Consider the following 24,412-nt stretch of genomic DNA (forward strand, 5'->3'; position numbering starts at 1 on the left):
CTTACCACCCGGTCCAGCTGCGCAGCGTGGCCCACGGGCGACGGAACAGGTAATAACCCAGCGTGACCTGTTCCCCCTCGACCTTGGCCGTGCCCCGCCAGCCGACGCGCGGCAGGTTCTCGGCATCGCTCAACACGGCGTGCGCGCGGTAGGCGAGCTCGCCATCCGGTGCCAGTTCGGCCCGATAATTGACGTGCGTCAGCCGTGCTTCACGAACCTGGGAAGGGTCAACATTCAAGAACAACGAGACCTCGGCACCTTCCGGCAGCGGAATGTTGTCGGCACTCGGCAGCCAGATTTCCACCTCGGCGCCCCGAGTGTCGGCCACTTCCAGCAGACGCTCACCCAGCCTGACCGGACGCCCGGCCCAATCGCTGGTATCGCCGAGGATCGCGACACCCTCACGTGGCGCTTCAACGCGCACACGCGTCAGTTGTGTTTCAAGGAAATCGACGTCGGCACGCGCCTGGTCCACCCGCGCCCTCAACAGCGGCACCTCGGCACTGGCCTCACGCTCGGTGAAGGAGCGCTGCCGGGCACGCGCATATTCCGCCTGTGCCACCGCCAGAGCCTGATTGGCTTCGGCCAGTCGCCCCTTGAGCTCGGCATCATCGAGACTCGCCAGCAACTGGCCCTTCTCCACCACCTGATTGGGCGCCACGGACAAGTCCTTGAGCACGCCATCCAGGGGTGAGCGGATGATACTGCTGACCTCTGGCACCACCTCCGCCTGCCCCAGCACGGAAAGGCGTACCGGCACCAACATCAGCAGACCGATCACCACCAAGGCCGCGCCCCACAGCAGGCGCTTGCCCACCGGCTGGCGCCTGCGACCCGAATGACGTGCCAGCACGTTCTCGGCACCTTGCACCCAATGGGTCAGCAGGCGTTGTTCGGCTTCATTCCAGGGTTTTTCGCGCAACAACAGCAAGCCACCCTCGATACGGCCTCGCCATACCATGGGCACCCAGAGTCCTTCTCGTGGCCAATACTCACTCCAGTCTTCGGCAAGAGATGCATCGCGTTCCTTGAGGCGCTCCGGCGTCAGTGACATGACCTGCTCGGGCTTGGCCGCCCGGGAGTCACCTGCCTTGTCGGAGACGACCTGACGATCGAGATCAAACGCCTTGATGACGCGTCTTGCCCAGTGCAGATAGGGACTCTGCTGCTCGACATCCGTGGCGCCGGAGTGTGACGAGAGCTTGCCATTGCTGACCAGCAACATCTGGCGCGCGGGAAAGAGGTAGCCTGTGTCATTGACCAGCACATACTCTGCTTCCTTGCGCCCCTTGGCGCTCATCAAACGCTTCTGCAAGGTGATGAGGCCCGCCAGGCGATCTGTCGTGACATTGCCTGGCATTTCGACCCGCCGATTCATTGTGCCGCCTCTCCGCTATCCACATCCTCGACGGTGGAAGGACTCAGAGAAGGAAAACGGACCTCGCCACTCATGCCGGGCTTGATGCCGCCATCCGGCTTGGCATCCGGCCGTGCGATCACCTTGAGGGTCTGGCTGACCGGGTCAATGTTGTCGACGACGCGCACGATCTTGCCGGCAAGTTCCGCCCCCGTGGCATCTGCGGTGAAGGTCATCGGGGTATCCGCGCCGACCTGCCCCAGCCACATGGCGGGAATGACGGCCTCGATCTCGAGCTCGTCGGAACTCACCAGCTCCAGCATCGGCTCGCCATTGGAGACGAACTGATGAGGATTGACGGCACGCGAGACCACTTCCGCGTCGAAGGGTGCCGTGATGGTGCAATCGCTGAGATAGACATCCGACAGCTTGACCGAGGAACTGGCCTCATTGACCGCCGCTCGCGACAGATCCACGTCCAGCTGGCTGACATTGTCATAGCGCGCCAGCTGCTTGTTGACCTTGTACTGGGAGCTTGCACCGGACAGACGCGCACGCGCGACTGCCCGCTCCGCCTTCAGCGAACGGCAATCGAAGCGCACCAGCACATCGCCCTTGTTGACCTCTTCCCCGACACGCCGATTGACTTCCAGCAGGCGCCCCGACAGGGGCGCCGCCAGAATGGTGGAATTGACAGCACTGACCTGACCGCGAACGGTCGGTTGATCCGCCCCGTGAGCGGCATTCATCAGCCCGGGCAGCATGGCGACCAGCAGGGTTCCCCCCAACCTCGCCATGCGGCGATTGATACCTTTACCAGCGATCATCATCGTCAGCATCCCTGTTGAAATATGGCGGGAGGCTAGCTTACAGACTGGCCTGACCGTCCTGTGCTTGGGTTGTCTCGGACTGGGCTTCCAGCCAGAGTGCCGGGTCCTGCAATGGCAGGCTGCCGCCAGACCACTGGCGGAAGGAGGCATCCAGGTTGCTGGCCAGCGTATCGACGTCGTAACGCTGATAATCCTCGGGGACCGGATTGAAGCCCAGGCTGAACAGGAAGCCGCCATAGGCGTCCTGTGCATCGGCGTAGGCCAATGAATTGCTCAGCACGGAGTTCAAGGCCTTGGCCTGGTTGAGCAGGGATTGCGTTCCCGAGATCGCACGGCTTGCCCGCGCCTGCTTGCTGAAGTCCGCGATCTGCTCATCCAATGCCTGGAAGCGCTGCGCGATCGCCAGGCTATCCAAGGAGTTGTGGTACTGCTGCCAGCCCAGATTCACCCGTGCCAGCGTCGCCATGTTGCTGGCGAGACGACGCGCTTCGACCATCTGGTCACGCGCCTCGTTCTGAGCCTTGATCTCATCGATCGCGAACAGCCGGAAGATATTCCAGCTGACCCGCACACCCGCCTGTGCCCAGGTGTCGTTGTACAGATAGCTGTTACTGTCGTAATTGGCGCTGTAGGAGAACTCCAGCCCCGGCAACAATCGCACCATGCTCTTGCGCGCTTCACGTTGCGCGATGCGCGCATTGTAGAGCTGACCGACGTATTCCCCGCTGTTGGCCAGCGCGACACGCTCCAGCACATCCAGGTCGTTGGAGGGCAACGGAGGAAGTTCCGGCAACTCACTCGGCGCCTGCAGGGGGATCTCGACATTGGGGGCCTGATTGATCAGGCTCGCCAGTTCGATCTGGGAGGTCTCGACGGAACGCTGCAAGCTCTTGAGATTGCGCATGATGGAGAGCAGCTGGCGCTGCTCCTGCAGGACATCCAACGGTGCCCGCAGTCGTTCGCGCTGGATCTGATCCAGCTGCGCGAGCGCCTTTTCGGTGTCTATCAGCAAGGCATCGATGCGCGGCTTCAACTTCTGCGTCACTGCAGCCTTCCAATAGGCGCTGCGCGTCTGCTGAAGCAGCTTGGCCATGATGTCACGCCGGGCATTCTTGACGATCAGGAAGCGGTCCGCCTCCTGCTTGGCCTTCAGGTAGCTGACACCGAAATCCAGCACGTTCCAGGAAAGGCGCAGATCGGCATCGGTGCGGTCCTTGTCGACAGAGGTCGACTGGGCAAGGCTCTGCACGCCGGTACGCACGTTCTCGCTCGAGGAGGCATCTTCATTGTTGCGGCTGGTGAAACCGGCGTTTGCCGCCAATACCGGCAGCATGTCCATCTTGGCCAGATTGAAGCTCTGCTCGGCCAACGCCTGCTCCATCAGCTTGACGCGATTGTCGAGGTTGTACTTCAGCGCACGCGCCATCGCCTGATTGAGATTCAGCGGCTCGGTGATGGCCGGCGTCATCTGTTCGAAGAGCATCTCATCGCTCTGGATGGCGGTCGCGATATCCTGACGATCCAGAGGCTCAGGTTGCACGGTGCCGCATGCCGACAAGGCAATGCCCGCGGCGCTTATGGCAACCATCGTCGCCAGAGTCTTGAGACGACCCCGCCCGCGTGATTCAGGCAACGCCCGGGCGGTTTCCGTTTTTTCGTTTCCCGTCATGATATCGCCTCGTTCCCTTGCTCTTGTTCACCCGCCCCGTGGTATGGGGGCAGGCGGACACCTTGTATTGGATAAGCTCACTTTCGCGCCATGGAGAGCTCGTTGCGGTTTATTCTATTAACGATAATCAAGAAATTTCTGAATCATCGCTCAACAACGCCATCAAATCGGCCAGCACATCTGCATGGTCGTGACTGAACCCGTCACGTCCGGCCACCTTGAGCATCTCGGAGAGTGGCACGGCACCCGGTACGCTGGCCTGATCCTCACCGTTTTCGAGATCAGGTGTGCCAGTGACTTCAGTGCTCGGCTCGGCTTCGTCTTCCTGCTGCCCTTCTGCCGGCGGCTTCTCTTCACCGTCGTTGGCGAGGTTGCGGTAATACTCGAGGCTCTCTTCCTCTTCCTGCTCAGGCGTCAGGTAGATGACGAAGGTGGTACTGGCCTCATTGCCGGACTCGTCGCGACCGATGACCTTGACGTCGACTCGCTCAACGCCGAGAGACAAGGCCAGCGCCCGATTGACACGGAAGTTGAGGGAATCACTGTCGAAAGCGACATAGTCGGGCAACGGCGACCCGTCGGTTCTCGTCGCTTCAACCTTGATCTCTTCATTGTTGGTGCTTTCAAATGCGCCCGCCGGCAGCGCAAATTCATACACGGCTTCATTGGCCACGACGTCACGCAGGATGATGGTCAACTGCACCGGCTGAATGCTCGGAATATCCAGCAAGGTGGAATCGCTGAGCGGTTGGAAGAGCTCTCCATCAGACTCCGGAAGGAAGGTTGCTTCGCCCTCATCAGATCCAGCATTCGCTCCGCCCGCCGGGGAACCATTACCAGAGGAGCCTTCGACTGGCGTCACCGGCACCACGGGTTCCGGAACAACGTTGTCGCTGAGACCAGCCACCCGGATCGTCAACTCACCGACTGCCGTGCCCCCTTCTCCATCACTGACCACGAAGCTGAAGTCATCCGTCACCTGCTGACCATCGTCGAGGGACTGGACGGCATCACCGTCGTTGTCCAGCACATAGTTCCAGGTGCCATCAGCAGCGATGATCAACTGACCGTAAGTGCCCTGGATCACTGTGTCGCTGTCAGCGACGGCCTGACCATTGACGCTCGCAATGAGCAGTGAATCGCCATCGCCATCGACAGTCACCGGCTCGCCATCAGCATCGACCAGCAGGCTGCCCTCAGCCGTCGTCACTCCATCCTCGGAGACGTCCGCGCTCTGATCCAATGCCTGCGGCGCCGGATTCCCTACCTCGAAGGTGAAGGTCGTGGTGACATCCAAGCCATTCTCGTCGGTGCCCGTCAGCGTGACGGTGTAGATGCCGTCGTTGTTGTCACCGCCGGTAGAGGCATCCGGTGACAGCGTGCCGCTGATCTCGCCGGTAGTCGGGTCAATCACCAGGCCGTCCGGCAGGTTGTCGACGCTGTAAGTCAGCTCCGCACCCTCATCGACATCGGTGAAGGCATCGGCAATGGTGAACGGTGTGATCACGTCGCCGTCATTGGCAGCCTGATCGGCCGGCTGCGCCCCATCGACCAGCACCGGCGCATCGTTGGTGCCGTTGATGGTGACCGTGAGCAGTGCCGTGTCGGTGCCGCCCTGGCCATCGGAGATCTCGTAGGTGAAGGTCTCGGTGATCACCTCGCCTTCGGCCAGCGCCTGCACCGCCGCGTTGCTGTTATCCAGCGCGTAGGTGTAGCTACCGTCTTCGGCGATGGTGACGCTGCCGTAAGTGCCGGTGACCGGCGTACCCGCGGCGGTGTCAGTGCCGGCATTGGCGCCAGCACCGATGCCACTGACGATCAGGGTATCCGTGTCGTTGCCACCATCGGTGTCGGTATCGGGCTGCGCATCACTGAGCACGTTGCCGGTCGTGGTGCTGGTGTCGCTGGTGGCGACGCCCTCGTCCAGCTCGGCAGTGTTGTCGAAGGCTTCCGGCGCCACGTTGGCGACAAAGAAGTTCAACGTGACGTCAGCCGATTGGCCTTGTTCGTCCGTGGCTGTCACGGTCACGGTGTAGCGACCGTCCGTCGTGGTGTTGCCTGACTGAGAGGCATCGTCGGCAAGTGTGCCGCTTATGACGCCCGTCACCGGATCAATGACCAGACCACCTGGCAGGTTCTCGGCCGTATAGCTCAGCTGAGCGCCGCTATCGACGTCCTGGAAGGCATCCTGGAGGCTGATCGGTGCAATCTCTTCCCCGTCACTTCCCGTCTCCACCTGCGGAGCCCGAAGAGTCGCGATTGGCGCATCATTGGTGCCGTTGATGGTAACGGTGAGCAGTGCGGTGTCCGTGCCGCCCTGGCCATCGGAGATCTCGTAGGTGAAGGTCTCGGTGATCACCTCGCCTTCGGCCAGCGCCTGTACCGCTGCGTTGCTGTTGTCCAGCGCGTAGGTGTAGCTGCCGTCTTCCGCGATGGTGACGCTGCCGTAGGTGCCGGAGACGGGCGTACCTGCGGCGGTGTCAGTCCCGGCGTTGGCGCCAGCGCCGATGCCACTGACGATCAGCGCATCCGTGTCGTTGCCTCCATCGGTGTCGGTATCGGGCTGCGCATCGCTGAGCACATTGCCGGTCGTGGTGCTGGTGTCGCTGGTGGCGACGCCCTCATCCAGCTCGGCAGTGTTGTCGAAGGCTTCCGGCGCGACGTTGGCCACGGTCCAGGTGAAGGTCGTGGTGACATCCAAGCCATTCTCGTCAGTACCAGTCAGCGTGACGGTGTAGATGCCGTCATTGTTGTCACCGCCGGTGGAGGCATCCGGGGACAGCGTGCCGCTGATCTCGCCGGTGGTCGGGTCAATCACCAGACCGTCCGGCAGATTGTCAGCCGAGAAGCTCAGCTCTGCGCCGTTGTCGACGTCGGTGAAGGCATCAGCGACGCTGAACGGCGTGATGGGGTCACCATCGTTACCGTTTTGTTCAACCGGCTGTGCCCCATCGACCAGCACCGGTGCATCGTTGGTGCCGTTGATGGTGACGGTGAGCAGTGCCGTGTCGGTGCCGCCCTGGCCATCGGAGATCGCGTAGGTGAAGGTCTCGATGATCACCTCGCCTTCGGCCAGCGCCTGCACCGCCGCGTTGCTGTTATCCAGCGCGTAGGTGTAGCTGCCGTCTTCGGCAATGGTGACGCTGCCGTAGGTGCCGGTGACCGGCGTACCCGCGGCGGTGTCAGTGCCGGCGTTGGCGCCAGCACCGATGCCACTGACGATCAGCACATCGCTGTCGTTGCCGCCATCGGTGTCGGTATCGGGCTGCGCATCGCTGAGCACGTTGCCAGTCGTGGTGCTGGTGTCGCTGGTGGCGACGCCCTCATCCAGCTCGGCAGTGTTGTCGAAGGCCTCGGGGGCGACGTTGGCCACCGTCCAGGTGAAGGTCGTGGTGACATCCAAGCCATTCTCGTCAGTACCAGTCAGCGTGACGGTGTAGATGCCGTCGTTGTTGTCACCGCCGGTAGAGGCATCCGGTGACAGTGTGCCGCTGATCTCGCCGGTAGTCGGGTCAATCACCAGGCCGTCCGGCAGATTGTCAGCCGAGAAGCTCAGCTCCGCGCCGTTGTCGACGTCGGTGAAGGCATCAGCGACGCTGAACGGCGTGATGGGGTCACCATCGTTACCGTTTTGGTCAACCGGTTGCTCACCATCCACCAGCACCGGCACATCATTGGTGCCGTTGATGGTGATCGAGACGACCTGCTCGGCAGTGGCGCCCTGGCTGTCGGTGACGACCACGGTGTAGTCGAGCACCAGGCTCTCACCCACCGCCAGATGATCGAAGGCTTCACCGGCGACACTGTCGCTGTCGAAGGTCCAGTTCAGGGTGCCGTCGTTGCTGACACCGTCGATGATGGCGTCGGCATCGACGGAGAGCATGCCCAGCAGCTCGGCATTGCTCAGGCCATCGGTCTCACCAGTGGCAGCCACGGCGGTGACGCTCGACGTGACTTCGTCGGTGGTATCCAGATCGCTGACGGAGAGCGTGCCAGCGGTGGTCAGCGGTGCATCGGTTTCTGTCAGTGACTCGGCCGCGCTGTCGTCACCTTCGATGGCAATGACAGGCGTGTCATTGGTGCCGTTGATGGTGATCGAGACGACCTGCTCGGCAGTCGCGCCCTGGCTGTCGGTGACGACCACGGTGTAGTCGAGCACCAGGCTCTCACCCACCGCCAGATGATCGAAGGCTTCACCGGCGACACTGTCGCTGTCGAAGGTCCAGTTCAGGGTGCCGTCGTTGCTGACACCGTCGATGATGGCGTCGGCATCGACGGAGAGCATGCCCAGCAGCTCGGCATTGCTCAGGCCATCGGTCTCACCAGTGGCAGCCACGGCGGTGACGCTCGACGTGACTTCGTCGGTGGTATCCAGATCGCTGACGGAGAGCGTGCCAGCGGTGGTCAGCGGTGCATCGGTTTCTGTCAGTGACTCGGCCGCGCTGTCGTCACCTTCGATGGCAATGACAGGCGTGTCATTGGTGCCGTTGATGGTGATCGAGACGACCTGCTCGGCAGTCGCGCCCTGGCTGTCGGTGACGACCACGGTGTAGTCGAGCACCAGGCTCTCACCCACCGCCAGATGATCGAAGGCTTCACCGGCGACACTGTCGCTGTCGAAGGTCCAGTTCAGGGTGCCGTCGTTGTTGGCACTATCGATGATGGCGTCGGCATCGACGGAGAGCATGCCCAGCAGCTCGGCATTGCTCAGGCCATCGGTGTCGCCTGTGGCGTCCACTGCGGTGACGCTCGGGGTCACTTCGTCGGTGGTATCCAGATCGCTGACGGAGAGCGTGCCAGCGGTGGTCAGCGGTGCATCGGTTTCTGTCAGTGACTCGGCCGCGCTGTCGTCGCCTTCGATGGCAATGACAGGCGCATCATTAGTGCCGTTGATGGTGATCTGGACGACCTGCTCGGCGGTCGCGCCCTGGCTGTCGGTGACGACCACGGTGTAATCCAGCACCAGGCTCTCGCCCACCGCCAGATGATCAAAGGCTTCACCGGCGACGCTTGCGCTGTCGAAGGTCCAGTTCAAAGTGCCATCGTTCTCGGCGTTGGCGATGATCGCGTCGGCATCGACGGAGAGCATGCCCAGCAGCTCGGCATTGCTCAGGCCATCGGTGTCGCCTGTGGCGTCCACTGCGGTGACGCTCGGGGTCACTTCGTCGGTGGTGTCCAGATCGCTGACGGAGAGCGTACCGGTGGTAGACAGCGGTGCAACGGTTTCCATGAGAGATTCCGCCGCGCTGTCGTCACCGTCGATGGCGATGACAGGCACATCATTGGTGCCGTTGATGGTGATCGAGACGACCTGCTCGGCAGTGGCGCCCTGGCTGTCGGTGACGACCACGGTGTAGTCGAGCACCAGGCTCTCACCCACCGCCAGATGATCGAAGGCTTCACCGGCGACACTGTCGCTGTCGAAGGTCCAGTTCAGGGTGCCGTCGTTGCTGACACCGTCGATGATGGCGTCGGCATCGACGGAGAGCATGCCCAGCAGCTCGGCATTGCTCAGGCCATCGGTCTCACCAGTGGCAGCCACGGCGGTGACGCTCGACGTGACTTCGTCGGTGGTATCCAGATCGCTGACGGAGAGCGTGCCAGCGGTGGTCAGCGGTGCATCGGTTTCTGTCAGTGACTCGGCCGCGCTGTCGTCACCTTCGATGGCAATGACAGGCGTGTCATTGGTGCCGTTGATGGTGATCGAGACGACCTGCTCGGCAGTGGCGCCCTGGCTGTCGGTGACGACCACGGTGTAGTCGAGCACCAGGCTCTCGCCCACCGCCAGATGATCAAAGGCTTCACCAGCGACGCTGTTGCTGTCGAAGGTCCAGTTCAGGGTGCCGTCGTTGCTGACACCGTCGATGATGGCGTCGGCATCGACGGAGAGCATGCCCAGCAGCTCGGCATTGCTCAGGCCATCGGTGTCACCAGTGGCGTTCACTGCGGTGACGCTCGGCGTGACTTCGTCGGTGGTGTCCAGATCGCTGACGGAGAGTGTGCCGGCGGTGGACAGCGGTGCATCGGTTTCTGTCAGTGACTCAGCGGCGCTGTCGTCGCCTTCGATGGCAATGACCGGCGCATCGTTGGTGCCGTTGATGGTAATCGAGACGACCTGCTCGGCAGTGGCGCCCTGGCTGTCGGTGACGACCACGGTGTAGTCGAGCACCAGGCTCTCGCCGACGGCCAGGTGGTCGAAGGCTTCACCAGCAACGCTTGAACTGTCGAAGGTCCAGTTCAGGGTGCCGTCGTTGCTGACACCGTCGATGATGGCGTCGGCATCGACGGAGAGCATGCCCAGCAGCTCGGCATTGCTCAGGCCACCGGTGTCGCCGGTGGCGTTCACGGCCGTGACACTCGGTGTGACTTCGTCGGTGGTGTCCAGATCGCTCACGGACAGCGTGCCAGCGCTGGTCAGGGTGTCGTCCGTCTCGGTCAGTGACTCGGCCGCACTGTCGTCGCCTTCGATGGCAATGACAGGCGCATCGTTGCTGCCGTTGATGGTGATCTGGACGACCTGTTCGGCAGTGGCGCCCTGGCTATCGGTGACGACCACGGTGTAGTCGAGCACCAGGCTTTCGCCCACTGCGAGGTGATCGAAGGCTTCACCGGCGACACTGTCGCTGTCGAAGGTCCAGTTCAGGGTGCCGTCGTTGTTGGCACTATCGATGATGGCGTCGGCATCGACGGAGAGCATGCCCAGCAGCTCGGCATTGCTCAGGCCATCGGTGTCGCCGGTGGCGTTCACTGCGGTGACGCTCGGGGTGACTTCGTCGGTGGTGTCCAGATCGCTGACGGAGAGCGTGCCAGCGGTGGTCAGCGGAGCATCAGTTTCTGTCAGTGACTCGGCGGCGCTGTCGTCACCTTCGATGGCGATGACAGGCACATCATTGGTGCCGTTGATAGTGATCGAGACGACCTGCTCGGCGGTCACGCCCTGGCTGTCAGTGACGACCACGGTGTAGTCGAGCACCAGGCTCTCGCCCACCGCCAGATGATCGAAGGCTTCACCGGCGACGCTGTTGCTGTCGAAGGTCCAGTTCAGGGTGCCGTCGTTGCTGACACCGTCGATGATGGCGTCGGCATCGACGGAGAGCATGCTCAGCAGCTCGGCATTGCTCAGGCCGTCGGTATCACCAGTGGCAGCCACGGCGGTGACACTCGGAGTGACTTCGTCGGTGGTGTCCAGATCGCTGACGGAGAGCGTACCGGTGGTCGACAGCGGCGCGTCGGTTTCCGTGAGAGATTCCGCCGCGCTGTCGTCACCTTCGATGGCAATGACCGGCACATCATTGGTGCCGTTGATGGTGATTGAGACGACTTGCTCGGCGGTCACGCCCTGGCTGTCAGTGACGACCACGGTGTAGTCGAGCACCAGGCTTTCGCCCACTGCGAGGTGATCGAAGGCTTCACCGGCGACACTGTCGCTGTCGAAGGTCCAGTTCAGGGTGCCGTCGTTGTTGGCACCATCGATGATGGCGTCGGCATCGACGGAGAGCATACCCAGCAGCTCGGCATTGCTCAGGCCATCGGTATCACCAGTGGCAGCCACGGCCGTGACGCTCGGGGTCACTTCATCGGTGGTGTCGATATCACTGACCGACAAGGTACCAGCGGCACTCAGGGTTGCATCTGTTTCGGTCAGAATCGCAGCCGCGCTGTCATCGCCATCAATGTCGATGACAGGCGCATCATTGGTGCTGTTGATGGTGATGGTGAGCAGTGCCGTGTCGACACCACCCTGCCCATCGGAGATCTGATAGGTAAAGGTCTCGTTGAGGCTTTCCCCGACGGCCAGTGCCTGAACGTCAGGATTGGTGTTGTCCAGGGTGTAGGTGTAGCTGCCATCTTCCGCGACGGTGATGCTGCCATAGGTGCCGGTCACGTCAGTATCGACCGCACTTGCCGTACCGGCGTTGGTGCCAGCACCGATACCACTGACGATCAGTGCATCGCTGTCATTGCCGCCATCGGTGTCGGCATCCGGTTGCGCATCATCGAGGACATTGCCTGTGGCAGTGCTGGTATCGCCGGTGGCGACGCCCTCATCCAACTCGGCAGTGTTGTCGAAGGCCTCGGGCGCGACGTTGGCCACGGTCCAGGTGAAGGATGTGGTGACAGTGGCGCCATTCTCGTCGGTCGCGGTCAGGATGACGGTGTAGGTGCCGTCATCGTTGTCACCGCCGATGGAGGCATCCGGCGACAAGGTGCCACTGATTTCACCGCTGGTCGGATCAATCTCGATCCCGTCCGGCAGGTTGTCAGCCGAGAAACTCAGCACGGCATCATTGTCGATGTCCGTGAAGGCATCCGCGACGCTGAACGGCGTGATGGGGTCGCCATCATTGTCGGTCTGATCAGCGGGCTGCTCGCCGGCAACCAGTACCGGTGCATCATTGGTACCGGTGATGGTGATGGTCACCACCTGCTCCGCTGTCGCTCCCTCGCTGTCAGTCACCTGCACGGTGTAATCCAGCACCAGCGTCTCATCCAGTGCCAGATGATCAAACGCTTCCGGCAGGTTCGCGCTGTCGAATGCCCAGTTCAGGGTGCCGTCGTTCTCGGTATTGGCGATGATCGCGTCGGCATCCACACTCAGCATGCTCAGCAGCTCAGCATTGCTCAGGCCGTCGGTGTCGCCATCAGCAGCGACAGCCGTGACGTTCGGAGTGACGTCGTCGGTGGTGTCGAGATCACTGACGGACAGGGTGCCGTCGGCGGACAGCGGTGCGTTGGTCTCGGTCAGGTCGGCGCTGTCGCTGTCGTCGCCTTCAATGGCAATGACAGGTGCATCGTTGGTGCCGTTGATGGTGATCGAGACGACCTGCTCGGCGGTCGCGCCCTGGCTGTCGGTGACGACCACGGTGTAGTCGAGCACCAGGCTTTCGCCGACGGCGAGATGGTCAAACGCCTCACCGGCGACACTGTTGCTGTCGAAGGTCCAGTTCAGGGTGCCGTCGTTGTTGGCACTATCCATGATCGCGTCGGCATCGACGGAGAGCATGCCCAGCAGCTCGGCATTGCTCAGGCCGTCGGTGTCGCCTGTGGCGGTCACGGAATCAATACTGGGCGTGACGCTATCCGAGGTATCCAGATCGCTGACGGACAGCGTGCCAGCAGTGGCAAGCGTGTCGTCAGTCTCGATCAGCGTTTCGGCCGCGCTGTCATCGCCTTCAATCGCGATGACCGGAGCATCATTGCTGCCATTGATGGTGATGGTGAGCAGTGCGGTATCCGTGCCGCCCTGACCATCGGAGATCTGGTAGGTGAAGATTTCGCTGAGCACCTCGCCCTCTGCCAATGCCTGGACATCTTCATGGGCATTGTTCAGGACATAGGTATAGGTGCCGTCTTCATTGATGGTGACGGCGCCATAATTGCCCTCGACGTCACTGCCGGCGGCGGTGAAGGCGCTCGGGACCGCCCCGAAGGCCAGGCCACTGACGACGAGCGCATCCGAGTCGTTGCCGCCATCACTGTCTGCCTGGTCATTGACACCGGCACCCGCAGCGGCAAGGACATTGCCACTGACGTCACTGCTGTCGCCGGCGTCAAGCCCTTCCGTCACAAAGGCAGCATCGTTCTCGGCTTGCGGGTCGACGTTGGCCACACTCCAGGTGAAGGTCGTCGTGACCTCGGCGTCGTTTTCATCCGTGGCCGTCAGGGTGACGGTATAGACACCGTCGTCTCCGCCGATGGAGGCATCCGGTGACAGGGTACCGCTGATCTCGCCGGTGTCGGCATCGATCACCAGGCCCGGGGGCAGATTGTCAGCGGCGAAGCTCAACACTGCCTCGTTGTCGACGTCAGCGAAGGCATCCGCGACGCTGAACGGCGTGATCGCATCGCCGTCATTGTCAGACTGATCTTGCGGCTGAGCGCCTGCGACCAACACCGGCGCATCATTGGTGCCGGTAATGGTCAGCGTGATGTCCTGAGTGTCGGTGCCGCCGTTGCCATCCGCGACATCGACCTGGTACGTCAGGGTCAGCACTTCCCCCTGCTCGAGATGATCAAAGGCTTCGGGAAGCGCGCTGCTGTCGAAGCCCCAATTCAGGGTGCCGTCGTTGGCAGTGCCGTCGATGATGGCGCCACCATCCACGCTGAACATCGCAAGCAGAGCGGCATCCGACAGGCCATTGACGTCCCCGTCGGCGACCACCGCCTCGACCGTGGGCGTCACGCTGTCGGAGGTATCGACATCGGTGACCGTCAGGGTGCCATCCGCGCTCAAGCCGCTATCCGACTCTGAAAGCGCGGCGCTGATGCTGTCACCGGCCGCAATCGTGATGGCCGGCGCATCGTTGGTTCCGTTGATGGTGATGGTCAGCTCGGCGGTATCCGAGCCGCCCTGGCCATCGGAAATCGCGTAGGTGAAGGTCTCGGTGACACTTTCCCCCACTGCCAGTGCCTGAACGTCCGGATTGGTGTTATCGAGGGTGTAGTCGTAATCGCCGGCACTATCGAGTGAGATGCTACCGTAGGTGCCCTCGGCAGTTGTCGCCGCGTCCACCACGCTCTGACCCGCCCCGACACCGCTGACACTCAGGGTATCGGTATCATTTCCTCCGTCCGCATCGACACTGGCATCCAGGGCTGCGTCAGTCAGGACATTGCCGCCTGTCGCACTGGTGCTGGTAGTGTCGAGCCCTTCCGACACACTCGCGATGTTGTCCTGCGCCACCGGTGCCACGTTGTCCACATTCCACACGAAGGTGGTGGTGACGGTCGCGTTCTGATCATCGGTCGCCGTGACCGTCACGGAATGTGCGCCGTCGGTGCCGCCCTGGGAGGCATCGCTGGTCAGCGTTCCGCTGATCACACCTGTTTCCGGATCGATGGTCAGGCCGTCCGGCAGGTTCGCCGCGCTATAGGTCAGCACGGCATCGCCATCGACATCCGCGAAGGCGGTGGAGACATCCACCGGCGTCACTTCATCGCCATCCGCGTCGTTCTGCTCGACGGGTTGAGCGTTGTCCACCAATACCGGGGCATCATTGGTGCCGTTGATGGTGAGTGTCAGCAGAGCAGTCGCAACGCCACTCTGGCCATCGGAGATCTCGTAGGTGAAGGTCTCGACCAGACTGTCGCCGATATCCAGCGCCTGAACCGCTGCGTTGCTGTTGTCCAGCGTATAGGTGTAGCTGCCGTCCGCTTCGATCACGACGGCGCCATAGGTGCCGGATACCTCGGTATCAGCTGCAGACCCCGTGGCGACGTTCTCGCCGAACCCGACACCGCTGACGACGATGTCATCGTTGTCGTTGCCGCCATCACTGTCCGTGCCGGCGTCGTTGATCACGTTCCCCTGAGCCTGGCTGACGCTGGTGTCTGCCACGCCTTCATCGAGAGAGTCGCTGTTGTCCTCTGCCACCGGCACCACGTTGGCCACGGTCCAGGTGAAGGATGTGGTGATCACCCCACCGTTGCCATCGTCCGCAGTGAGCACGACGGTATGTACCCCATCACCCTCAGTACCGCCCTGAGAGGCATCACTGCTCAAGGTGCCGCTGATGACACCCGTCTGCGGGTCCAGACTCAGGCCGTCCGGCAACTGTGCGGCGGTGTAGGTGAGCTCGGCACCGTTATCGACATCCTCGAACAGGTCGGCCACCGAGAACTCGGTGATCGCCTCGCCATCTTCATGGGCCTGGTCACCCTGGGTCGCGACGACGGTCGGGGCGTCATTGGTGCCAGTCACGGTGATGGTCAAGGTGCTGCTGGATTCGGCACCGTTATCATCCTGGACCGTGTAGGCGATGGTGGTGGTGGCGCTCTCGCCAACAGCCAAGGTGTCGAAATCAGTCCCCGGCGCGAAGGTGTAGCTGCCATCCTCGGCGATGGTGATGCTGCCGCCCCCGGTCATGTCGACCGCGGCGTCCACGCCGGCGGCAGTGCCCGCGACCTGACTGACGACGCTTGTGGAGCCTGTGTCGATATCGGTGTCATTGCTGAGCACACCCTCGACGGCGTCCACCACCAGGTTGGCATTTTCGGCCGTGGTACCGGTATCCGCTTCAGCCACCGGCGCATCGTTCACGCCGGTGAGGGTGATAGTCACCGTAGTGGTGGTCACGCCATCGGCGTTGGTGACCGTGAAGGTATCGGTCAGCTCAACGCCCTGGTTGAGCTGCTGCACGGCATCTTGCGCATTGTCTGCGCTATAGGCCCAATTGCCGTCGGCATCGACCGTCAGCTCGCCATACTCCCCGGTGAGGGTAGCGGCGGTGAACTTGTCTTCGCCTGCATCACCGCCGCTACCTGCCGCCAGAGTGCCGGCAGCCACGAGGTCTCCCTCACCATTGACCGCTGTGTCTTCCGTGACGTCGCCAGTGGCCGGCGTCAGAGTCGGCACATCGTCAACGCCATTGATGGTCACGCTGACCGTGGCGGTGGAGACACCGCCCAGGCCATCGCTGACCTGATACGTCAGGGTGGTGACAGCGCTTTCGCCGTCCTTCAGCGCTTCGAAATCGCCGCTGAGATCGAAACTCCAGCTGCCGTCAGCATTCAGGGTGAAATCACCACCCTCACTGCCGGTAACCGGCTGACCGACATTCGCACCACTGCCATTGACCTGACTGACGACAAGCGCGGAGTCAGCGTCCACATCAATGTCATTGACCAGCACATTGGTCGTGTCGGCCGTGGCCAGCGCAGTGTCTTCATCAGTGGTTGAGGCATCATCGGTCGCGACCGGAGCATCGTTGGTGCCATTGATGGTGATCGTCAGCAGCGCTGTATCGGTGCCACCCTGGCCATCGGAAATCTCGTAGGTGAAGGTGTCGGTGAGACTGTCGCCGACATCCAGCGCCTGGATGACGGAATCGGTGTTATCGAGCGTATAGGTGTAGCTACCATCCTCGGCGATGGTCACGCTGCCGTAGACACCTTCGACCGGCGTACCGGCCGCAACATCCGTGTCCTGATTGGCGCCCGCCCCGACTCCGCTGACGACGATGGCATCGTTGTCATTGCCACCATCACTGTCGGTACCGGCGTCAGACATGACATTGCCGGCGGTCGTGCTGACGGAATCAGTGGCAAGTCCTTCAGAGATATCGTCGCTATTGTCCTGCGCAACGGGGTCCACATTGGCCACGGTCCACGTGAAAGTCGTGGTGACAGGCGCATTGTTTTCATCCGTCGCCGTCAGCGTGACGGTGTGAACGCCCCCGCTGCCGCCCTGGGAGGCAACACTGGTCAGCGTGCCACTGATCTCACCGGTATCCGGGTCGATGCTCAGCCCGTCCGGCAGGCCCGTTGCCGAGTAGGTCAGCACCGCACCGTCATCGGCATCCGCGAACAGATCCACCACATCAAAGGGCGTGATGGCCTGACCATCGACGCTGTCTTGAGCAGCCTGGGTCTCCACCAAGGTCGGCGCATCATTGGTGCCGGTCACGGTAATCGTCAGCGTATTGCTCGACTCGGCGCCATTGTCATCAATGACCGTATAGGCAACGGTGGTGGTCGCGGTCTCACCCTCGGCGAGATAATCGAAGTCAGTCCCCGGCGCGAAGACATAGCTGCCATCCTCGGCAATGGTGACAGTACCGCCCCCTGCCATGGCGACCGCTGCCCCAACGCCCGTCCCCGCGCCAGCCACCTGGCTAACCGCCTTGGTGGAGCCGGTATCGATATCCGTGTCATTGGCCAGTACGCCATCCGCAGCCGCGACGCTAAGATCGAGGTTTTCCGCAGTCTCGCCGGTATCGGCGACAGCGACAGGCGCGTCATTGACACCGGTGAGGGTGATGCTGATGGTGGTCTGGGTGACACCATCAGCATTGGTGACCGTCAGGGTATCCGTCAGCGTGGCGCCCTGATTGAGCTGCTGAATGACGTCCTGAGTATTGTCGGCACTGTAGGACCAGTTGCCATCGGCATCGACCACCAGAGCCCCATAGGAGCCCGTTAGTGTCTCAGCCGTGAACTTGTCTTCCCCGGTGTCGCCGCCAGTGCCCGCGTCAAGCGTACCGCTGGTAGTCAGGTTGTCGGAGGTGACATTGGTATCTTCAATGACATTACCGGTGTCCGGGGTCAGCGTCGGGGTGTCATCGACACCATTGACGGTCACGCTGACGGTGGCGGTCGAGACGCCGCCCTCGCCATCACTGACCTGGTAGGTAATGGTGGTAACCGCGCTCTCACCATCGGTGAGGCCGTCGAAATCAGCGCCCGGATCAAAGCTCCATGTGCCATCGGAATTGACCGTAAAGGAACCGCCCTCGCTGCCCGAGACAGCTGAGCCTACCCCGCCAGCATTGCCATTCACCTGGGTGATGGTGAAGTCATCAGTGGGGGTATCCAGATCCGTGTCGTTGTCGAACAGATTGGGGGTGTCAGCGGTGGTCAGCGCCACGCCTTCGTCGGTGGCATCGGCATCATCATTCGCGACAGGGCCGTCATTGGTATCCACGACTTGCAGATAGCCGGTCAGAACATTGCTATCCAGCCCGACACCATCGATTTCGGCCAGACCGTCGTTGTTGCCGTCATTGACGACTACGGTGTAGGCACGCGTATCGGTGTCCGGGTCATCGCTGGTGTTCTGATAGGTCAGCGAGTCAATCAGCGCCGAGACCTGGGCTGCCGTCGCGCCGGAGCTCAGCGTCACCGTCAGGGTGCCGTCTGCAAGAGAAGCACCGGCGAAGCCCGCCAGAGAGTCATCGACGGCAAACACATCGGCAGCCGTCGCGGCATCGATGGAAACCGTGATGGTTCCACCACCGAAGTTGTCACCGACCAGTGCAGTGTCGACATCGGCAAGCGAGGCCCCGGAAACCAGCGAAACTTCGTTGGTTCCGGTGCCTTCACCGCCAGCCTCGACAGCTGAAATCGGGAAGGCTTGCGCAGCCGTGCCACCGGAGAGTACCGGTGCATCATTGATCGCATTGACCGTCGTGTTGAGGGTGTCGGCATCGGCCACGCTTGACCAGATACCGGTCTCGTCAAAGGTGGAGACATCCACGGTGGTTTCAGACGTCACGGCTCCGCTACTGTCATCCGCCACGACGTAGGTCAGGCCAGCCGGATCACCGTGGTAGTTCTCCTCCGGCAGGAAGCGCACTGAGTCAGTCGTCGACAGCACCAACGCATTGCTGTCACTGACATCAGCAGGGACATCGATCCAGCTATCGCCGCCGTCAGTGGAGTACTGCCAGGTCCCTTCGCTGTCATCGGAGGGATTGGAGGTAATGGCGATACCTGCCAACACGTTGGCAGAACTGCCCCCCGAAACAGCCTCTTGGGTCTGGTCGTCAGCAGCGACATCGTTGAAATTAACGCCCACCAGCTCCGCGACGGTGGCGCCAACCGGATCGGTGTCGTCTTCATTGATGGCCGCGAGAGTCACACTATCATCAGGTGTCGTCGGGGCATCATTGACGGCAGTGATGCTGGTCTTGATGGCAATGGTGCGGCTTGACCAGACGCCAGTCGCCAGATCGCGGTCACCATTGGCAGTTTGATTCAGATTACGAAGATCATCAGCATCGGTACTGGTAACCAGTGCTGCGCTGTCATCACCCAGACGTACGGTCAGAGCACCAGGCTCACCATTGAAGTCGTCGGCAGGAACAAAGCGAATGTCGGCATCAGCAGGCAATATGAGGGCATTATTGTTACGCAGATTGCCTGGGATCTGCTCCCAGGTGCTACCACCGTCAGTGCTGTATTCCCACTCCCCTTGCGCATCGGTAGACGTATTCTCGACGATGGCAACATAGGTGAGATCAGTCTCGGTGGTGGCAGCGGTATTGCCATTCTCATCGGTCTGATCATCGGTGGTGTCATCGTACTGATCGACCAGCAGCGTATAGAGATCCGTGCCGGCGATTTCATCTGCCGCGGTATCTTCTGCAACGGAGACCACTGTTTCCGCTGTACCGGCGGCAAGCGGACGGTCATTGACCGGGGTGACGGTCAACACAATGGTTCGCGTCGTGATCTGGTTTCCACCGACACCGGTATTGCCGCCATCGTTGAACTCGATGCTGAGGCTGTCCTGACCATAGAAATGGGTGTCAGGCGAATAGGTTTCAGCATCCAATGCAGATTGCAGTTGAGCGACAGTCCCAGTAAAGGTGATGGTGCTGCTGCCATTGCTGAAGGTGCCGTGATCCACGGTCAATGTCAGCGACAGATTATTGGCTCCGAAATCATCGGCATCATCAAGCGTCACCCCGAGCGCTGACAGCGTGAGACTGCCATCTTCGACCAGCGTGGTAGTCCCTGAAGGCGCGGATATGGCCGGCGCATCATTGGCCGCAGAAATGTTGATATTGACAGCTGCAGTGGCGGTCAGGGCTGTCAGAACATCGAATGTCTGATCACCATTGGCATCATCATCGAATACGATATTCAGCGTAGCTGTATCATCGGCATCGACATTTGTCGCGGTAAACTCGAGTGTTCCCAGAGCAGCATTGATCTGCGCCAGGGTGCCTGTCAGCGTGACTTGCGTATCACCATTACTGGCGGTGGCACCCGCCATGCTCAGAGTACCGGCAGCACCACCGCCATCAACACTGACCGTGATGGTCTGTACATCCTGATAGACACTCTGGCCTACATCATTGGCATCCGCGACCGATACACCAGTGATGGCAATCGTCTGAGAATCGTTGTTGTTGATCACGAAGGTCGTGCCGGGCACCGTCAAGACCGGCTGGTCATTGACCGCTGTCACGGTGATGTCTTCCTTCACGACAGTTTCAATGGCGGTATCGGTCCCGTGCAAGTCAGTATCCGTCGCCGTGATGGTCAGCTCGACGGCACCATTGTCATTGGCATCCGGTTGGTACTGGACGTTTGCCAATGCCGTCGCAAGCTCTTCCTGAGTGCCTACCAACTCTATACTTGCAGTACCGTCACCACTGATGTCCGCATCACCGGCATCACTGATCTGCAGCGTGCCATTTGGAACGCTCAGTACGACGGTGATATCAGTATCGAAGCTGTCAGCGTCCGTCACCGTGATGGCGCCGATATCCTGATAGCCGCCATCTTCCGTGACTGTCAGAGAGTCGGTATCCGGCAACGTGACAACAGGAGCATCGTTCTCGGTGGAAACCCACAGTTCGATGCTCGCGGTGGCGGTATTGAACTCATCACCAATCGTCACCCCTCCCTCATTGGCGTCGCCGCCATTCAAGGAGCCGTCATCAAGACGATCATCTACTACGGCTTCCACCGTCCAACGTGCATCGAAATCAGCAGCATCACCTGCCAATACCATCTGGACTTGAAGGTTTTCCAGTAGTGCCTGCACACCCTCCAGCGTGCCTTCAAGCACCAGAGTGTCAGCCGACAGGTTTTCCGTTGCCTCAGTGCTGAAAGTGGCGTCCGTGGTTACCGACGCATCTGTAGTCAATATTGCGGTAGTAAAAGGAACAGTAGCTCCCGTCTCATCCTTCAGCGAAAGAGATACCGTGATGTTATCCGTCTCGCCAGCATCAATACCCGAACTGGAGTCGAGATCCAGAATATCGACATCGCCAATGACAAAGGCATCACCAAGGTCCAATGCTGAAAGTGCTGTGGAAGCCGGGATCAGTCTGTCTTCTGGCTGGGTTGCCGTGATTTCCGGCGAATCATCCAACGGGGTAATATCAATGCTGAACGTCGCAACGTCGGTCGTCAGCGGACCATCACTGACAGTAAAGGTGAAAGCATCAGAGTGGATTTCCCCGCCATCATGCTCATAGGACAGTGCCCCACTGTCGATGTCGGCCTGGGTGAAGGAGCTACCGACGCGCAGAACCTTGCCATTCACCGTCAAAGTGCCGTTCTCCGGCAGGCTCGTGATCACGAAGGTCGACTGACGCGTGGTGTTGTCGCTGTCCACGGCTTGCAGCAGGCTATTGCCGATGACTGCCGATTCCCCTTCCCCAAGGGTCAGTACGTTGTTGGCGGAAGTGGACGACTGATCCAGGGCATCAATGACCGTCTGATCCGCAGCATCGGAGGTCAGCGGAATCAGAGGGGCATCATTGAAGGGCGTTACTTCGATAGTGACGTTGCCGACATTGGAGACGACACTGGTATCGTTCCCATTGTCTACCGGAGTAGAAGAATCCGTCGCGAAGGGATCTGACGGCGCTGTCAGATCATCGCGCACGATGAAAGTGAAGCTATCGTTCAGGGAGTCGACACTTTCACCACCGTCGTGAACGTAGCGCAATCCCCCCGTCTGACCATCCGCCTGCGCGGTCAGAATCGCCTGGGAGTACCAGACATCGGTGGAGGCTGCCTCCCAGCTGTCGCCATCCCAGACTTCGAGTGATCCACCGCTCAGTTCAGTACTGGCGATCTGGAACCAGAGATCATCACTTTCGCCCTCGCCGTCCAGATTCTCCAGACTCCCATCCACATCCGACATCACCAGATTGGTAATACGAACGATGCCGTCCGTCGTATCGGTCTGCTCGAGCAGATTGACACTCGAGTTACCTGCGACGGGGGCATCATTGACGGGTGTTGCGTCGATGGTGAAGACATCGGTAATGGGGTCGAGCGTGTCCGGATCTTTGTCGATGTCCGTCGGCAGGATGGTGAACGTGAAGCTGGACTCATGATCTTCGCTGCCATCGTGCAGGAAGGTGACCAGCCCGTTATCGATGTCTTCCTGGGTGAAGCTGCCGAAGTCGGAAATCGGCTGACCATCCAGGAATAGCGTTCCGTTGGTCGGTATGTTCGTCACGGTGTAGACGATCTGGGTCGCAGGCAGCACGTAGCCGTCCAGCTCGGCGCCATACTTGAGCATATCGTCTGTGATGACCACCGCGGTGGAAGCAGGATCGGACGTGCTTTCGCTCACGATGACGCCGGTATTGTTCACTTGCTCGGCGTAGATGGTTTCCTGTTGCTGCTCCCCGGGGCCACCGGTCACATTGTCAATCAGGAAATTCAGCGTACCGACGGTCGGTGAATCCGCGCCGCCCCAGGTCCCTGCGTCTCCTGCCTCTTCAAATGCCTTGAATTCGGAATCCACCAACGTGAAGGTGAAGTCGTCCGCCGTGCCTCCAGTGCCATCCACGAGGGTCTGTTGATAGCGGACCTCGCCCGCCGTGACCTGCGCCTGCGAGAAGGTGCCACCCACCGGCAGCTTGACCCATTCAGTCCCATTGAGAATCTGGATCTCACCAAAGCTCGGCAAGGTGTCGATCTTGTAGCTCAGCTGATCATCGGTGCTGTCCGGGTCTATCGCGTTCAGGGCAGATGCATCGATCAATACCGCCTCACCAGTGGCATCCAGCGCGTCGGTGGTGGGCGTCAGCGTCGGGTCATCGTCATTCTCGAGGATGGAGATGGTGACCTGTTGACCATCAATACCATCTTCAGAATCAGTGTCGTTGGTCAGCGCAGCGTCAATACCCTCACCGCCACCGGCGTCGGTCACCTTGATGGTGAAACTGGGCAAGTCATCGACAATCGGCTCGTCCCCATCATGGGCGAAGGACAGATACTGGAGCTTGTCTGCCGTGAAACTGGCAGCCGCGTCCGACGTGTCGGAGATGATCTCATCAGCGTCTGCGATACCGTCCTGGTTGAGATCCAGATAGAGGGTGCCACGCTCCGAGAGATTGCCCAGATCCGTGATTTCCACCGTTGCATTGGCCGCCGCATCGGCATGCCCGGACTCTTCATCGGTGTAACTCAGGCCCAGCGAGGTATTTTCGCCCTCGAACTGCTGCGGGTCGCCCGTGATAGTCGGCGCGGCGTTGTCAGGGATCAGCTCGATATTGAGGGTATTGGAGGCCTCTCCACCCGCGCCATCCACCACCGTGATGGCGAAACTGTCAGTGTCCCCGACAGCAACATCGCCACCGTCATGGGTATAGACCAGCTTGCCAAGCTGGTCTGAATCGAAGCTTGAACCGATCGCGACCGGTGAACCATTGAACGTCAGCGAGCCTCCCGTCGGCAGGCTGTCGATCTCGATGATCAGCTGGTCGGTATCCTGCTCGCCACTGGCAATATCCGGATCACTCAGACCCAAGGCTTCAATGGAGAAGGTGAAGGTTCCCGCCTCGGTGACCGTCGCGCCGCTGTCCCCGAACACCGGATCATCGTTGACAGGCGTCAGAGTGGCGACGAAATCGAGGCTGCCTCGGTCGGTATCCACCACCCCGTCTGTGGTTTCGGTGAGGCTCAGGCTCAAGGTGATATCGGCGGTGTAATCGTCCCCCGGGGTGACCACGAGGCCGGCGAGCTCATCGGTGATCTCCTGGGCTGTGCCCGTCAGGGTCGCGCTGCTGCCGCCGCTACTGAACTCCGCTCCGGAATCGGCGGCTGCCTGATCCAGATTCAGTGTCAGCGAGTACTCATCCGTGGCGTTGCCCTCATCATCCACGTTGCCACTGTCCGTGACACTCAGGCTCGAAAGCGAGAATTGCGTATCTTCGGTACCCGACAGCGAAGCACCAGTATTGGTGGCCGACACCGTGTCGCCGTTGCTATCGGCGCCCTCGGCAATGGTCACGGCAGCAGCGGCATCCAACAGCAGACGGGGCTCAAGAGCCTGGAGATCGAGTTCGCGCATGGGGAGAG

At 61.0% G+C, this 24,412-nt stretch carries 4 protein-coding genes; all 4 read right to left on the reverse strand.

Going from position 1 to position 24,412, the window contains the following annotated elements:
* Nucleotide 1 precedes the first annotated feature (1 nt).
* Nucleotides 2–1,300, reverse strand: a complete 1,299-nt coding sequence (locus H2O77_RS10160; protein ID WP_215822925.1) for an HlyD family efflux transporter periplasmic adaptor subunit — start codon at nucleotides 1,298–1,300, stop codon at nucleotides 2–4.
* 74 nt (nucleotides 1,301–1,374) lie between these two features.
* Nucleotides 1,375–2,187 (reverse strand): efflux RND transporter periplasmic adaptor subunit, encoded by an 813-nt coding sequence (locus H2O77_RS10165; RefSeq protein WP_215822926.1) that lies wholly within the window; start codon nucleotides 2,185–2,187, stop codon nucleotides 1,375–1,377.
* 37 nt (nucleotides 2,188–2,224) lie between these two features.
* A complete protein-coding gene (locus tag H2O77_RS10170) occupies nucleotides 2,225–3,727 on the reverse strand; it encodes a TolC family protein (protein WP_192838952.1) in 1,503 nt (500 codons plus the stop codon).
* 256 nt (nucleotides 3,728–3,983) lie between these two features.
* A complete protein-coding gene (locus tag H2O77_RS10175; protein ID WP_215822927.1) occupies nucleotides 3,984–24,404 on the reverse strand; it encodes a VCBS domain-containing protein in 20,421 nt (6,806 codons plus the stop codon).
* Nucleotides 24,405–24,412 lie beyond the last annotated feature (8 nt).

This window comes from Cobetia sp. 4B (assembly GCF_018831605.1).
Taxonomy (GTDB): Bacteria; Pseudomonadota; Gammaproteobacteria; order Pseudomonadales; family Halomonadaceae; genus Cobetia; species Cobetia amphilecti.

Excerpts from the sequence above, each read along its gene's own strand:
- H2O77_RS10175 (WP_215822927.1), bottom strand. The coding sequence starts at position 24,404 with ATGCGCGAACTCGATCTCCAGGCTCTTGAGCCCCGTCTGCTGTTGGAT.
- H2O77_RS10160 (WP_215822925.1), bottom strand. The coding sequence starts at position 1,300 with ATGAGCGCCAAGGGGCGCAAGGAAGCAGAGTATGTGCTGGTCAATGAC.
- H2O77_RS10165 (WP_215822926.1), bottom strand. The coding sequence starts at position 2,187 with ATGATGATCGCTGGTAAAGGTATCAATCGCCGCATGGCGAGGTTGGGG.